9 protein-coding genes are annotated in these 15,659 nt (G+C 62.9%); 7 read left to right on the top strand and 2 right to left on the bottom strand.

Annotation, left to right across the window (positions count from 1 at the left end):
• Entirely contained in the window at window positions 1–1,164 is a 1,164-nt protein-coding gene (locus tag ABXR19_RS09320) for an ROK family transcriptional regulator (protein ID WP_354600850.1), read from the top strand.
• Window positions 1,165–1,356: 192 nt separating this feature from the next.
• On the opposite strand, the gene ABXR19_RS09325 is transcribed toward ABXR19_RS09320, so the two are convergent.
• Window positions 1,357–2,349, bottom strand: a complete 993-nt coding sequence (locus tag ABXR19_RS09325) for a beta propeller repeat protein (protein WP_354600851.1) — start codon at window positions 2,347–2,349, stop codon at window positions 1,357–1,359.
• A gap of 743 nt (window positions 2,350–3,092) precedes the next feature.
• On the opposite strand from ABXR19_RS09325, the gene ABXR19_RS09330 reads away from it, so the two are divergent.
• The 3 genes from ABXR19_RS09330 (at window position 3,093) to ABXR19_RS09340 (ending at window position 7,071) form a co-directional block, all read left to right on the top strand.
• Window positions 3,093–3,794: a pectate lyase gene (locus tag ABXR19_RS09330; protein ID WP_354600852.1), complete on the top strand. Its 702-nt coding sequence runs from the start codon at window positions 3,093–3,095 to the stop codon at window positions 3,792–3,794.
• Between the two features lie 692 nt (window positions 3,795–4,486).
• Window positions 4,487–5,176, top strand: a complete 690-nt coding sequence (locus tag ABXR19_RS09335) for a pectate lyase (protein WP_354600853.1) — start codon at window positions 4,487–4,489, stop codon at window positions 5,174–5,176.
• A gap of 110 nt (window positions 5,177–5,286) precedes the next feature.
• Window positions 5,287–7,071 (top strand): tetratricopeptide repeat protein, encoded by a 1,785-nt coding sequence (locus tag ABXR19_RS09340; protein ID WP_354600854.1) that lies wholly within the window; start codon window positions 5,287–5,289, stop codon window positions 7,069–7,071.
• Between the two features lie 126 nt (window positions 7,072–7,197).
• Here the strand turns inward: ABXR19_RS09340 and ABXR19_RS09345 are convergent, their stop codons facing one another.
• The gene (locus ABXR19_RS09345; RefSeq protein WP_354600855.1) at window positions 7,198–9,348 is read right to left on the bottom strand and encodes a WD40/YVTN/BNR-like repeat-containing protein; all 2,151 of its coding nucleotides are present in this window, start codon (window positions 9,346–9,348) and stop codon (window positions 7,198–7,200) included.
• 148 nt (window positions 9,349–9,496) lie between these two features.
• Here ABXR19_RS09345 and ABXR19_RS09350 point away from each other — a divergent pair, with 148 nt between their 5' ends.
• The 3 genes from ABXR19_RS09350 to ABXR19_RS09360 all read left to right on the top strand — a co-directional run bounded on the left by ABXR19_RS09350 (window position 9,497) and on the right by ABXR19_RS09360 (window position 15,658).
• Window positions 9,497–10,267 (top strand): metallopeptidase domain-containing protein, encoded by a 771-nt coding sequence (locus ABXR19_RS09350; RefSeq protein ID WP_354600856.1) that lies wholly within the window; start codon window positions 9,497–9,499, stop codon window positions 10,265–10,267.
• A 200-nt stretch (window positions 10,268–10,467) separates the two neighbouring features.
• Window positions 10,468–10,896: a hypothetical protein gene (locus ABXR19_RS09355; protein WP_354600857.1), complete on the top strand. Its 429-nt coding sequence runs from the start codon at window positions 10,468–10,470 to the stop codon at window positions 10,894–10,896.
• A 115-nt stretch (window positions 10,897–11,011) separates the two neighbouring features.
• Window positions 11,012–15,658, top strand: coding sequence for a DUF2339 domain-containing protein (locus tag ABXR19_RS09360; protein WP_354600858.1), 4,647 nt, complete (start codon window positions 11,012–11,014; stop codon window positions 15,656–15,658).
• Window position 15,659: the final 1 nt, after the last annotated feature.

Below are 15,659 nucleotides of genomic sequence, written 5' to 3' on the forward strand. Positions count from 1 at the left end.
ATGGTCATTTCTGGCAATCAGCAGTTCCTGCGCACCATCAATCGCCTTGCAGTATTGCGCTCAGTGCGCCTGAATGCCGGAATTTCGCGCGTCAAACTTGCCGACAAACTCAAACTGACCCGCCCCACGATTGGCAATCTGGTCGAAGAACTGATTGCCGACGGCTGGCTCAAAGAAGAAAAACTGGGGCCCACCGGCGTACTGGGGCGGCGCCCGGTGGCGCTGCATATTGATGACGCCAGCCGCGTCATCATCGGCGCCGACATCAACCACGAACACGTCATTTGCGTCGCCACCACGCTCAGCGGCGAAGTTCGCGAACTCAGCATCACCCCCACCCACTCCGGTGACGCAGAGGTGGTTCTCGACATCCTCGCACGCCAGACAAACATCCTGTGCCAACGCCTGAACGAAGCGGGTTACCAGATTTTTGCCATGGGCATCGGCGTTCCCGGGCCGGTGGATTTGGCGAATGGCGTGCTTCGCCATTCCGACAGCACCGGCTGGCATAACCTGCCTGTACGCGACATGCTGCGGGCCCGCCTGAACCAGACCTACACACCATCCTTCCCGCTGCTGGTGCAACGCGCCGTCGGCTGTGTCGCCCTGTACCACTTCGAATTCGAACGGCGGGCCGAAGAAGAGCCGCTGATCTACGTCCACGCCGGCCGGGCGGTCACCTCAGCCATCGCCAATCGTTACGAATTGCTGCAAGGGTGCAAGGGCCTGGCCGGCGCCATCGGGCATATGGTGATGGACCCCGCAGGCCCGCTGTGCAGTTGCGGCAAACGTGGCTGCGCCAACACTCTGGCCACCCTGCACGCCGTCGAAACCGAGACCGGCCACCCGCTCAGCGAACTTCATGCCGCAGCACGGGCCGGCGATCCGGCCATTCTTCAGGCGCTGCGCAAAGCCGGGCACAACTTCGGCACGCTGCTGCACAATCTGTGCATGCAATTTGATCCGGCCCGCCTTTTCGTTGGCGGCCCGGCCTTTCAAGTGAGTCAGGAATTCTTCAGCGCTGCCCGCGAGAGCTTTCAGCAGCTACACGAACAAGCCGGCATTGCCGCGCAGCGCATCGAAATCGTCCGCTACGACCCCAACGCCGTCGCCCTCGGTGCAGCCTCTGGCGCGCTGTACACACTGGTCCGGCCACTGTCCTGACTGACCCGCAACGCGCCATGCACCAGCGCTGGCGACTTGCGATTTTTTCACCAGCAACACCTTGCAGAGGCGCTCCCGTACTGCCTGTGCGGACACCCATCCAGCACAAGCAAGGCAGTCGCGCGTACTCAGGCATACCGCCCTGAAACATAAGCGGAGCGCGGCTCTACAGCCACTCCCTGCAAGCCATACTCACTGCGGCGTCAGCACCACCAGGCGTTCGCCAACGGCGATCAAGGCTCCGCTGCGGGGGTCAAAGCGTGCACTCCGAAAATGACTCCGTGTATGGCTGGGCACAGCCTGCCAGCTCAGGCCCCCATCGCGCGAACGCAGGATCGTGCCGCCGCGCCCGACGGCGAACACATGCTGCGTGCGCGGCTCCAGCAGCAACTGGCGCAGATCCTCCTGCGTCCCCGAGTTGACCTGCAGCCACTGCCGCCCGCCATCCATCGAGCGCAGCAAAACGCCGCCGCGCCCGCTAATGAGCAAGGCGCCCGAAACCGGATCGGCCAGCACGGAAAGCAGCACGGAATCCGATACGGGTGATTCGATCCGCTGCCAGCGCAGGCCACCATCTTCGGAACGCAGGATCACCCCGCCCTCGCCCACCAGCAGCATCGCGCCACTGGCAGGATCCAGCCAAGCGCCAAACAGGTTGCACTCGGCCCCCAGCTCCAGCTTGCTCCAGCTCTTCCCCTGATCGGAGGAGCGCAGGATCTGCCCGCCCTTGCCGGCCAGCACGATGCTGCCCGTCGCCGGGTTGGCCAAGCCAATACGCAGCAAGGTTTTATCCAGCGTCAGCCCGGTCTTGCTCCAGGTCGCACCATTGTCTTCGGAACGGAAGACATCGCCCTTGGTCTCGAAGCTCAGCACCGCTTCGCGCCGATCATCCAGCAGCACTTGCGAAAAGATCGACCCTTGCTCAAAGAAGGTGTCATGCACCACCTGCCAGCTGCGTCCGTCATCGGACGAGCGGGTCAGGGTACCGGGCGGTCCCGCGCCGATCGGGGTCTTGGCATCGGGGGCAAGGATCAGGCTAAAGATATTGGCCGGCACCATCGGCTGACGCCATTCGACAGGAAGCGGCGACCAACTCTGTCCACTATCCGTCGAATGAATCAGGAAGCCGACATTGCCACTAGCCAGCAAGGCTGATCCGTCAGCCGCAGCAATCACGGCATTCATGTATTCGGACAACTGCTGCGAATGCGGATCCAGCAATCATTTCAAACAAACTACAAAAAACATTAAAAACAACAACTTGAATAGTTATAGAAGTTCAAGCGGAATTGGCTTTGATGCATAAAAGCCTGATGCGCCACAAGCACCTGCCGCGATACTGCAAACAGGCTCATTACGCAAAAAAAGGGTTCTCCCCCCATTCTTTTCAGGAACTGCCGTCAAAACCATCTTTTGACAAGGGTCTGGCTTTGAGAAAAAAACGAAACCGGCCTCTGAGGTATCCCGAACGCCGCATCGGGCGTGCTCATGTCCGGACCTCCCCGGCCAAGTGTCGCGCCCTCGCAACAATGCGAAGGAAAGAAGCCCTTTCGCCTCCTTAACCATAAAAGACGAAGGGATATCGCAAAGTTGCCTGACAACATGACGTTCCAAGCGGAATCAAAGTTACCGGAAACAAGGCGCCGTGCGGCTTGTTGCCTGCCTGACAACAGGTACCGGTAACATCAAATTTTATTTTCCCCTGCAAAAATTCAAAAATCTCAGATCAATCATAGGGTTAACCTAGTAATTTCAGACCAGAATTCCCCTTGATCTTAAGCCTTCGATGGATACACTTCGCTCAAGGATGGCGCACAAATCCATAGGTTTCAGGATCGCGTCAATGTAAGACTCGTTTTTGCATAAATCCTGCTCCGGGCAAGCTGATGCCCATTCCATCAAAACGTAGTTAATATTTGGAGACTCATATGTATAGCAAGCTTCTGTTGGCACTCGTCCTGACTGTTTCTGCTTTTGCATCGTCCGCAACCACCACCATTTCCGGCACCAAGGATTACGGCGGCGCAACGGTCGGCACCTCCTGCGACGGCGCGTCCGAAAGCCAGGCTCCGGTGTTCGTCCTCACCGACGGCTCCACCATCAAGAACGTGGTGATCAAAGCCGGCGGCGGCGCTGACGGCATCCACTGTCTTGGCTCCTGCACGATTCAAAGCGTGAAATGGGCGGACGTCTGCGAAGACGCAGCCACCATGAAGGGCGGCTCGGGCAAGACCATGAATGTGGTGGGTGGTTCGGCTTACAAAGCGTCTGACAAGGTGTTCCAGCACAACGGTATCGGCTCGACGATCAAGATCTCCGGCTTCGCCGCAGATACCATCGGCAAGCTGTATCGTTCCTGCGGCAATTGCTCCAGCAATGGCGGCCCGCGCAAAGTCGTGATCAGCAGCACCAAGCTGGCCAACGTGTCGGCCTCCGTGGTCGGCATCAACACCAACTTCGGCGACACCGCCACCATCACCGGCCTGCAGATCAAGGGTTACAAGTCGGGCAGCCCGAAAGTTTGCGTCGCCTACAAGGGCGTGCAATCGGGTTCCGAGTCTCCCCTGATCGGTGAGCAGTGGAATACCGCCAATTGCATCGTGAAGACCACCAACGTGACCTCCTACTGATCACTGCCGCAGCCCTGCGGGGCTGTTGCAAGATCACGACCCCGCCCGCGTGGCGGGGTTTTCTCTGAGCTGAAACGCCCGTTCACAGCTGCTTTTACCCCTTTAAATCAAGGCTCTGTGCGCGTTTCCCGTTGGTACTTTTAGGCACCCACGCCCAAAGCCCCGTTCATACTGGGTTTGCAGTGGATTGCCTTGAACCCTCGCAGAGATAGGCGCATCAAGGCTCTCCAAAAATAGCCAACGACCATCGCGAACAGAGCCTAAATCAATGCCGTGCTTGCCGCGCTGCAAGCTGGGCGCATCGAATCGTGACTTTTTTGGCATTCGTGTGCATTTTTATTGGCTCAGGCGAATTTGTCTGACCGCTACGCCCAGCCGCGCCGTTCACGTTACCGAAAACAAGTCACACCAAGGCTTGCGCCCTGCCTGACAAAAGGCACCGGTAACAGCTGCCCTCAATTTTTCCCGCCTGAAAATGAATTTTTGTACAAAAACAAGGGGTTAACCCATGTCTTCGTGCTAAAAATTTTCCTTGAAATCGCGTAACACATCGTTACACTTCACTCACGGAACGCGCAGAATCCTGTAGGAACTTGGACTGCGTACATGTAAGTATTTTTCCTACATAAATTCCTGCTTTGGGCAAGCTAAACCCCGTTCAATTACAACGTACTTAATATTTGGAGACTCTCATGTATAGCAAGCTTCTGTTGGCCATGGTCCTCGCTGTTTCTGCATTTGCTTCATCCGCCACCACCACCATCTCCGGCACCAAGGATTACTCTGGCGCAACCGTTGGCACGTCCTGTGCCGGTGGCAGCGAAAGCCAGCAACCTGTCTTCCTGATCAAGGATGGCGGCACGCTGAAGAACGTCACCCTGAAGGCTGGCGGCGCTGCCGACGGTGTGCACTGTGAAGGTTCCTGCACCCTGTCCAACGTGAAATGGCCTGACGTCTGCGAAGACGCAGCCACCATGAAGGGCGGCTCGGGCAAGACCATGAGCGTAGTTGGCGGTTCCGCTGACAAGGCCTCAGACAAGGTGTTCCAGCACAACGGCAAGGGCAGCACGATCAAGATCAGCGGTTTCACTGCCGGCACCATCGGCAAGCTGTATCGCTCCTGCGGCAACTGCTCCAGCAATGGCGGCCCGCGCTATGTCAACATCAGCAACACCAAGATCACCAAGGCAAGCGCTGGCGTGGCCGGTGTGAACGCCAACTTCGGTGACAAAGCCACCATCCGCACGCTGACGGTCGGCAAGGGCAACGCAGTCTGTATCGAGTTCAAGGGCGTGCAAAAAGGCTCCGAGTCGCCGAAGGTTGGCGAAAAGTGGAACACCACTGCCTGTAACGTCAGCAAGTCCGACGTGACCTACAAGTAATATCTGCAGTCTCTGCAAGACAGGCCCCTTTCTCTTCAGAGGAAGGGGCTTTTCAGTTTACGAAAGCCCAAACCGTACAATTCAGACCCGTTCAAGCATTTCTGCATGCAATGAACAAGAGTTCTTCCGGAAACAAAGCCTCCGCCCTTGCTGCGCAGTGGCACAGCCAGGCTGTTGCCAGGCACAAGGCTGGCCAACTCGATGCGGCCGAGCCGCTTTACCGGCAAGCCCTGAAACAGGCGCCCGATTTCGCTGACAGCCTGCACATGCTGGGGGTATTGCACGCACAACGCGGCCAGCACGCCGAAGCCGCCGAACTGATCGGACGTGCTTTGCTGCAGCAGCCGAATGACCCGATGGTTCTGAACAACCTCGGCGGCGCCCTGAACCAGTTGCGGCGGAATGAAGAGGCACTGACCTGCTTCAACCGTTCAATCACGCTGCAAGGCGGCAATCCTGATACGCACACCAGCCGGGCAGATGCGCTACGTGGTCTGGGACGATTCGAGGAATCGCTGGCTGCGTGCGACAAGGCGCTCAGTCTAAAACCGGATCTGCTGCGCGCCCGGATTGCGCGGGGCAATGCCCTGCGCCGCCTGAATCGTTTTGACGCGGCCCTGAGCACCTTTGATGAAATCCTTGCGCAGCGGCCGGACAGCCCCGAGGCGCTCAACGACCGGGGCAATGTGCTCTTCGATCTGCGCCGCTTCGACGATGCCATCGCCAGCTTCGACCAGGCGCTGAGCACGCGCCCGAAATATCCAGATGCCCTCTTCAATCGCGCCAACACCTTGCGTGCCCTGCACCGTTTCGATGCCGCGATTGAGGCATATGACGTGCTGCTGGAGAGCAGTCCGGGCCATGCCGAAGCCTGGAACAACCGTGGTGCAGCGTTAGAGATGTGCGGCAAGTTCAGCGAAGCGCTGGAGAGTTACGCCGCCGCCCGCAGTGCCAACCCCGCGCACGTCATGGCCCACCTGAACGCCGCGCTGTGCCATCTGCTGCTCGGTGATTTCTCCCAGGGCTGGCCGCTGTATCGCTGGCGCGAACAGGCCGAAGAGGCCCGCCTGAATGATCGCGCCCTGCCCGCCCCGCGCTGGGATGGCGAAACGCCGCTCGCCGGCAAACGCATCCTGCTGCTGTCCGAACAAGGTCTGGGCGATGCGCTGCAGTTCTGCCGCTACGCCCGCCTGCTCGCCGCACAGGATGCGGAAATTGTGCTGGAAACCTGGCCGGCCTTGCACAGTTTGATGAGTCGCGTGACGGGCATCCGCCAGATCGTTTTGCGCGGCGACTCAGCGCCGGCGGTGGATTTCTGCGTGCCGCTGCTCGACCTGCCGGGCCTGCTCGGCACCCGGCTCGACAGCATTCCGGCGCACACGCCTTACCTGTCAGCCGAGCCGGCACGCATGGCGCACTGGCAAACACGGCTGGCGACCGCGTGTATCCCCGGCAAGCGGCGGATCGGTCTGGTCTGGTCTGGCAACCCACAGCACAGCAACGATCACAAGCGCAGCATCGCGCTGGAGCGCCTGCGCCCGCTGTTGAATTGCAACGCACAGTTCATCAGCCTGCAACCCGAGGTGCGCGAGACCGATCTCGCCACCTTCACCACCAGCCTGCTGTTGGATCTGCGCAACGAGATCAAGGATTTCGAGGACACCGCCGCGCTGATCGAACAGCTCGATCTGGTGATCAGCGTCGACACCTCGGTCGCGCATCTGGCCGGCGCGCTGGGCAAGCCGACCTGGCTGCTGCTGCCGCACAAGCCGGACTGGCGCTGGCTGCTAGGCCGCACCGACAGCCCGTGGTATCCGGGCATGCGCCTTTTCCGCCAAAACGCGCACGATGACTGGGATGGCGTGGTGACGGAGCTTGTACAGGCACTAGCCTGAAGAGCCGCGCGCAGCTTGGGCCTTCAGCCTGCCTGCCGCAAGAATCAAGCTGGGTGCGGGTCTTCAAGGCACTCGCGCGTAGTCTGGATTCCGCTGCGCGGCATCCGGTTTACAAAAACCTGCCCATCACTCCACCACCGGATCCAGCCGCACCAGCCGGTCGCCGTGGGCGAACAGGCTCTGGCTGCCGGGATCGACGAACACCCGTTTGTAACGCGCCGTGCTGTGCGTATCCACCAGCGTCCAGCTCAAGCCTTCGTCAATCGAGCGCAGAACCACCCCGCCGCGCCCGGCCACCAGCATGTTGCCCGTTGCGGCATCCAGCACTGGTGCGCGCAGCAGCTCGTGCGTGCCACTGTCCACGGCTTGCCAGCTGGCACCGGCATCCACCGAGCGCAGGATCAAGCCATCCGGGCCGGTGGTGATCAGGGCCGTGCCGCTCGCACTGGCAGCAATCCCGCGCAGCGCCTGCGTCGTGCCGCTATTGACGGCCTGCCAGGTGGCGCCGCCATCAGCCGATCGCCGGATGGCGCCGCCATCGCCCAACACGATCAAGATCGTGCCGCTGGCATCGCTGTAGCCACTGAAAAGTTTGGGCGCGCCTTCAAGCGCCACCACCTGCCAGGTCTTGCCGGTGTCGGTGGAGCGCGCCAGCATGCCCTCTTCGCCAAACACCCACAGCCGGCCGGCGCCATCGGCCAGCCCGCCAAACAGGGCTTTGTCACCAAAAGCGGGCAACACCTGCGGTTCGGCGCTCACGCTATCCATCCGCCCGATGGCGCCATGATCGCCAAACATCACAACAGCGCCGCTGCGCGGATCCAGCATCAGGCCCTGATAACTGTCGCCTGCGTTGCTGAAGTTGCGCCAGTTCGCGCCACCATCCTTTGAGCTCATCACCGAGCGATGCCCGCCAGCGACTACCAGCGCGCCGCTTTTCGGATCGGCCAGCATGTCGTTCAGAAAGGCCGGCTCCACCAGCGCCTGATTCGTGCTCACCTGCCAGCTGCGCCCGCCGTCGGTCGAGCGCGACACCATCCGGTACGCGCCCACGGCCAGCAAGGCGCCACTCTTCGCATCGCGTGCCATGGCGTGTACATATTCTGGCTGCGCCTGATGACGAATCTGCCAGCTTTGCCCCGCGTCGCTGGAGGCCAGCACCAACGCGCCTTTGGACACGGCCAGCAAGGCACCGCTCTTGGGCTCCAGAATCATGGACTCGATGTTCTGGCGGGTCGGTGCCTCGATTTTTGACCAGGTTTTCCCCGCGTCAGCCGAACGCACGAACACCCCGCCATCCCCGGCCGCCAGCACCACGCCGGGGGCAGCGGGCAGCACGCTGATGCTGGACAGATACTTGTCGGTCGGCGTGCGCGCCAGACGCCAGCGCTTGCCCGCATCGCGGGATTGCAGCACCGCGCCGGTGGCTGTCGTCGCCAGCAGCAAACCTGCCTTCGCGCCCTGTGCCGGGGCCTGCACGATGCGCGTGATGTAGTCGGTTTTTTTCACGCTCAGCACCACACTCCAGCGCCGCCCCCCGTCGACGGAACGCAGGATCTTGCCGTCGGACGTGCCCGCCAGCAGCGCGCCCCCCGACGCCTCGCGCAGCAGACGGGTGATGGCCGCATCGGTCCGCAGATTGCTCGCCGACCAGCTGTCCCCGCCGTCCGCGGACCAGGCCAGCACGCCGCCCTCGCCGCCGATTAACCAGCTCTTGTGCGCCGGATCAAACAGCACCGAGCCGACCCCGCCCGGCAAGCCCAGATCCAGCGCCTCCCAGTGCTCACCGCCATCGGCCGAACGAGTGATCGTGCCCTGCACCCCGACCGCCAGCGCCTGCTTGCCTGTGTCATCAAAAGCCAGGGCCATTAAATTCTGCGCCACCGCACTCGGGCGCGCCTGCCAGCTCATCCCCTTGTCGCTGGACGCCAGAATAGCGCCCTGCTCGCCCACCGCAAACAGGCCCTGCCCATCCGGCGTCGGCGTGATCGCCAGAATGTTGCCGCTCACCGGCGTGGGTGCATTCAGCCAGGTCTTGCCCGCATCGCGGCTATGCCAGATCGTGCCATCACTGCCGCCCACCAGCAGTGCGCCCTCGCGCGGCTCCAGCGCCAGCGTCATCAAGGTCGGATTGATCACCACAGGCTGGTAGCGCACTTCGCGGGCGCTGACCGGGCTCGCAGTGCTTGCCAGGGGTTCGCTCGCCTTGCCACAAGCCGTCAGCGCCAACAGCGCCAGGCCACACAGACCCGCGCATCGATTCGTGTTCATCTGCATGCTCTCTCCTTGTCTGGCACGGGCGTGCCAGAATGTCTCCGATTTATTGATTTTTGCGTGGTCTGTCGCCACATCAGCAGTGGATTGTAATGCCCCCGGGCGGATGCGGGCGAAACGCTGCAATACGAACAATGTTATCGGAAACAAAATGTACAAGAAGCTGCGCATCGGCATCCTCCTCTTCATCCTGCTGACGGTCGCCGTCTCCACTTGGCGTGCCAATGCCAAGGTCACGGGCTGGCAGAGCACCTTGCAGGTCGCGCTGTTCCCGATCAACGCCGATGGCAGCGCTGCCAGCCAGCGTTACATCGATGCCCTGCAAGCCAGCAGCATCGAGCCGATCGGCGACTATCTGGGCGAACAAGCCAAGCAGCACGGCCTGAACAAACTCTATCCTGTGCGCGTCAGCCTCGGCCCGGCTATTCAAAGTCTGCCGCCCGCGCAGCCCACGCGCGGCAGCGCGCTCGATGCCATCGTCTGGAGCCTGAAGATGCGCTGGTGGGCCTGGCGCAACACGCCGGCCACCGCGATCCGCCCGGATGTGCGCGTGTATCAGCTTTACTACGATCCGGCCACCCACAGCTCAGTGCCCGATTCCGCCGGCCTCGCGAAGGGCCAGATCGGCATCGCCCACCTGTTTGCCACGCGCCAGATGCACGGCAGCAACCTCGTCGTCACCACCCACGAATTGCTGCACACCCTGGGCGCCACCGACAAATACGATCCCCGCAACGGTCTGCCGATCTTCCCTGCCGGTTACGCCGAGCCCGAACTGAACCCGCGCCTGCCGCAGCAATTTGCAGAAATCATGGGCGGTCGGATTCCCGTGGATGAAGGCCGCGCAGAGATTCCGGCCAGCCTCGGCGCCACCCTGATCGGCCCGCAGACTGCGCGGGAGATTGGCTGGATCAAGAAATAAGCGGCCTGCAGAGCCGCACTGGATGGACCTCTGCAGGCACCCTGCCCGCACCACCTCACCCCGCTTGGTTAAGCACCAGACCATGCTGCAGATCGCCGCTGCGCGCGCCACTCCAAGGGGGTAAATTGCGCTCGGCGCATAGCTGCAGGTATGCTGCCGCGCACGCTTCGCATTGAATGACGCTTACGGACGAGATGAAAATGAGCTTTCGCACGCACGGTTCAGTCGCGATCCAGGAGGAAGGCCAGATCCTCATTGCCCGGATCGCCGGCCCCTGGAATGCGGAGCTGATCGCCGAGTATCAGCAGCTGATGCACGCGCATGTAGTAGCACTCGCCGCGCGCGGCCCCTGGGGGCTGATCATCGAAATCAGCGGTGCTGCACTGTGCCCGCCGGATGCGCTCGAGCGCATTCGCAGCGGCGCGCGCGAACATGCCCGCAACTGGCGACGCGCCTGCACCTGCTACGTGATCGGACCGGACGTTGAGGGCTATCGCATCACCGACCGGATCTGGCGCGACATCTACGCGGGCGTAATGCCTGTTGAAATCGTGGAAACGCACGATGCCGCAGTGCGTTGGACAGCCCAACAACTCGCCACTCCACCCGCGCCTGTGTTGCAGGAGTAGCCGTTCGGGGAACAGCCTTCACCGCCCTTCCATCCGCCCTGCACCAAGCCCTCCGCGCAGCTCTGTTACCATCCCGTGACAACATGACGGGGGAGTGATTGTGGAAGGTTTGATCGTGTTATCGGTTCTGCTAGGGGCCGCCTATTTTCTGGGCTTGCCGATCCTCACCCTGATTGCCTGGTCACGCGGCTCCAGCCAGGACAAGCAGATCCACAAACTGCAACAAGGCCTGAAAGCCGCCGAGGCGCGCAGCACAGCGCTGGAATTACGGCTGAAGGATTTGCAGCGCAATGTGGATACGCTACGCGAGCAGCCAATAGCGACGCCGCCTGCTGCGCCAGAACCGCTAGCCCGCGCAATGGCGCCTTCTCCCTCAGTCCCTCTCGCCGAAACAGGGGAAGGAAGCACAACCGCCCCCGCTGCGCATCCCGTCGCAGCTGCGACTCAGCCTGTCACCCCGATTATCCTCAAGCCCGAACCGGCCCTGCCGCTGCAGCGCGACGCCGAGCCGGTCGCCAGCGTTTTACGCGTGGATCTGCGTCAGGATATTCCGCTGGACGAGCGCCCGCTGGAGCTGCTCGACGCACCTCTGCCGTCGGCCGATGTGGTCTTGCCTTGGGGAACGCCAAGCAGTGCGGAGCCGCCCAAGCCACTCGCCACGCCCACCGTGTCGGCCGCCCCGAGCACGCCAGCGCCGGCTTTCAATCCCGAGCTGAAGCTTGAGCCAACAGCCCCGGCAACACCGCCAGCCAGCACACCGGCCGCAGAGCCGCATGCAGCAAGCGTCTCCAGCACATCAGCGCCACAAGCCACGCCCCGCGCGGTTGTACAGCCACCCTCCACACAAAAGCCCGCCGCACAACGCATTCCGGCACGCCACCTGCCGCCGCGTGCGCCACGCGCGCCGGCCGAACCTTCCCTCATCGAACGCGGTTTCAAGGCCGCGAAGGACTGGCTCTTCGGCGGCAACACCATCGTCCGCGTCGGCATGCTGCTGGTCTTCCTCGGCCTGGCCTTCCTCTTGCGCTACGCCTCGGAGCGCGTGGTGATTCCGCTGGAACTGCGCTATCTCGCCGTGGCTGCGACCTCGCTCGTCGCACTGGCGCTGGGCTGGCGTTTGCGCCTCAAGCGCCCGGACTACGCGCTGCTGATGCAGGGCGGCGCCGTGGCGGTGATGTACCTCACGGTCTTCGCTGCACTCAAACTGCATGAGCAGCCGCTGCTATCGACCGAGGCCGGCTTTGCCCTGCTGGTCGCCGTGGTGGCTCTGTCCGGCCTGCTCGCGGTGTTGCAGAATTCCCTGTCGCTGGCAGTAGCCGGCGCGCTGGGCGGCTTCGCCACGCCAATTCTGGTATCGACCGGCGGCGGCAATCACGTCGCACTATTCACCTATTTCGCCCTGCTCAATACCGGCATCCTTGGCATCGCCTGGTTCAAGGCATGGCGCCCGCTGAATCTGGTCGGCTTCTTCGGCACCTTCCTGATCGGCCTGTCCTGGGGACTGCGCAGTTACGATCCGGCCCTGCATTTCGCCAATACCGAGCCCTTCCTGATCCTGTTCTTCCTGATGTTCGTCACCATCGGCCTGCTGTTTGCGCGCCGCGTCATGCTGAATGACCCGAGCGCACCGGGTGGCCGCGATACGGCCGAATGGTCGGCCTGGTTCGCCCAGAAAGGCCACGCCGCCCAGCGTTACGTGGATGGCACGATCCTCTTCGGCACGCCCATCGTGGCTTTCAGCCTGCAGGTCGGATTGATCAAGCATATCGAATACGGCACAGCCTTCAGCGCGCTGGCGCTGGGCATGTTCTACCTCGTGCTGGCGCGCTTCACGCACAGCAGCAACCCGGCTCGCCATCGCCTGCTCACCGAAGTATTCCTGGCGCTGGGCATGATCTTCGCCTCGCTGGCGATTCCGCTGGGTCTGGACGCGCAATGGACTTCCGCCGCCTGGGCAGTCGAGGCCGCCGGCATCTACTGGATCGGCCATCGCCAGAATCGCCCCTTCGCACGCGGCTTTGCGCTGCTGCTGCAGGCCGGCGCCACGCTCGCCTTCCTCCACAAAGTCGACGCAGGCCAAGAGACGATCCTCACCGGTTCGGCGCTGGGCGCGCTGATGCTCGGCCTGTCCTTCCTGTCCAACATGCTGGTGCTGCGCAAGCACGTAAGCCCGGAACGGGAATCCGAAAACTGGGACGGCAGCTTCGGCCCGGTCTTCAGCTGTCTCGGCCTGTGGAGCCTGTTCGCCATGGCCCCGATGAGCTATCTGGCCGAAGGCACAGCCACCGCGCTGGCCATTGGCGCCTTCGTCGCCGTGTTCGCCGCCCTGCAATGGCGCCTCACCGGCTGGGTGTACAGCGCCGTACTGGCGCATCTGATCGCCTTGCTGGCCTATTCCGGCACCCTGCACCAGGGCGAGGGCACACTGATCTCCGGCAATCTGATTATCGCGCTGCTACTCGGCGTCACCTTGCTGGGCAATGCCGCCCTGCTGCGCCTGCATCGCGGCGCGCAGGACAATGGCGAGTTCAAGTACAACGCCCTGCTGCCGCTGTTCGGCACGCTGGGCCTGTGGGTGCTGTATCTGCTCGCGCCGATGCAGTTCGCGCGTGATTACACCGCCTGCGCCTGGGCACTGGCCAGCAGCCTGACCGTCTTCCTCGCCCTGCGCCTGAAGGCGCGTGGCTGGCTGGCCAATGCGCTGCTGGTGCAACTGGTGGCTGGCGGACTCTTCCTCGCCTCGCTGCAGCATGCGGAAGACGCCGTCCTCAGCGGCAATCTGGATGCCGCGATCCTGCTCGGCATCACCCTGCTGACCAATGCCGCGCTGCTGGCGAAGCAAGGCACAGACACTACGCAAAGCCCGCTGCCGCCCTTGCTCAGCAGCTTCGGTCTGTGGTCGCTGTACCTGATCGCGCCGCTCACGCTGCTTGCCGAACACACGGCCGCCGCCTGGGCGCTGGCCGGTATGCTTACGGTCTTCGTCGGGTTGAAGCTCAAGGCCCGTGGCTGGCTCGCCAACGCGCTGCTGGTGCAACTGGCCGCTGGCGTGCTGTTCCTGAGTCACATGGATCGCGCCGATGCCGGTGGCGTACTGGTGCTGGCGGGCTCTGGCTGGAAGGGACTGGTCATCGCCTCGCTGATCGGCCTGGCGTCCTTGGTGAGTCTGGGCACGGCCGTGCGCGAAGCACGCAAGCAGAACGATCCGGCGCTGGTCAAACGTCTGGCTTGGGCCATGCTTTTCGGCCTCGGCTTCATCGCGCTGGCGGTGCTCTTCGTCCTGCCCTGGCAAACAGCCACGGCGGTGTGGGCGGCCTGCGGCTTCGTGCTGATGTGGGCCGCGATGCGCCTGAATCTGAAGCCCGCCTTCTGGTTCGCGCTGGCGCTGGAAATCCTCGCTGGCCTCGCCTTCCTCAAGGCCAACAGCGCCGTGTTCTTCCTCTTCGGCCACCTGCCGCCACCGGAGGGCGCCACGCCTTTCGCCCACGCCGGTTTCTGGACGCCGATCGTCATCGCGCTCGCCGCCTTCGCCGTCGCTTGGCGCCTGCACGCCTGGTCGCGTTCGCCCGCGGCCACGGATGCCGATGCACTGCAGGTTGATGGCGACTGGTTGAGCTTCCCGGCTCTGCTGTGGTCCGCAGGATGGTGGGCATTTGGCTGGTGGATGGAACTACGCTGGACGGCAGCCGACGATCAAGCCCTCGCCCATCAATTCCTCGCCGTGATGGCGGCCAGCGTCTTGCTGCTTCTGCCGATTGCCGCGAAGTGGCGCTGGGCGCGGCTCGCCGGCCTGTGCGGACTACTCCTGCCACTGATCGCGCAAGTGGCCCTCTTCGATTACGAGCAGAACACGAACCTGCTGGGCAACTTGGGCTGGGCCGCTTTCGGCCTCGCCCTCATCGCTGGTTTCGGCTTGCTGCGCATTGCAGAGAATCTGCTCAGCAAAGGCAGCGACCGAATCCTGCATCTGGCCAACACCTGGGTCTGGCTGGGCGTGGCTGCACTGGAAATGCGCTACGTCTTCCTCACCCTCGGCGAAGCCGGCAGCACCTGGCGCTGGCTGGGTTGGACGCTGCCACTGGCCGCCTGGCTGCTGTGGAACGCGCGCAAAACACCGCCGAAACTGTGGCCGGCCGCCGCCCATCCGCAGCTCTACCGTTTCAGCGCCACCCTGCCACTGCTGATGATCCTGCTCGGCTGGCTGACCCTGGCCAATCTGCAATCCACCGGCAACGCCGCGCCCCTGCCCTTCCTCCCGCTACTCAATCCGCTGGATCTGGCGCTGGTGCTGATCCTCTTCTCGGGCTGGCAATGGCTGCAGCAACTGCGCGTGCAAGATCCGGCACAGGTCGCCTGGCAGCCACTGCACACACCGCTGCAACTGGCGCTGCTAGCCGGCAGCTTCCTGACCTACACCTGCGTCGTGTTGCGCGGCGTGCACCATCTGGGCGACATCGCCTGGAGCCAGCACGCCCTGCTCCATTCGATGACCGTGCAGGCCAGTCTGTCCATCGCTTGGTCGCTGCTGGCGCTGGGCCTGATGATCAGCGGCCACCGCCGCGCACGCCGCGCCGTGTGGATCACCGGGGCCGTGCTGATCGCGGTCGTCGTCGCCAAGCTCTTCTTCGTCGAACTGTCGAACCGCGGCGGGCTGGAACGCATCATTTCCTTCATCGGCGTGGGCGTGCTGCTGCTGGTCGTGGGCTACTTCGCGCCGCTGCCGCCGAACAAAGACGAGACGGCAACATCAGATCAACCCTAGC

Source organism: Uliginosibacterium flavum (genome assembly GCF_040566545.1).
GTDB lineage: Bacteria > Pseudomonadota > Gammaproteobacteria > Burkholderiales > Rhodocyclaceae > Uliginosibacterium > Uliginosibacterium flavum.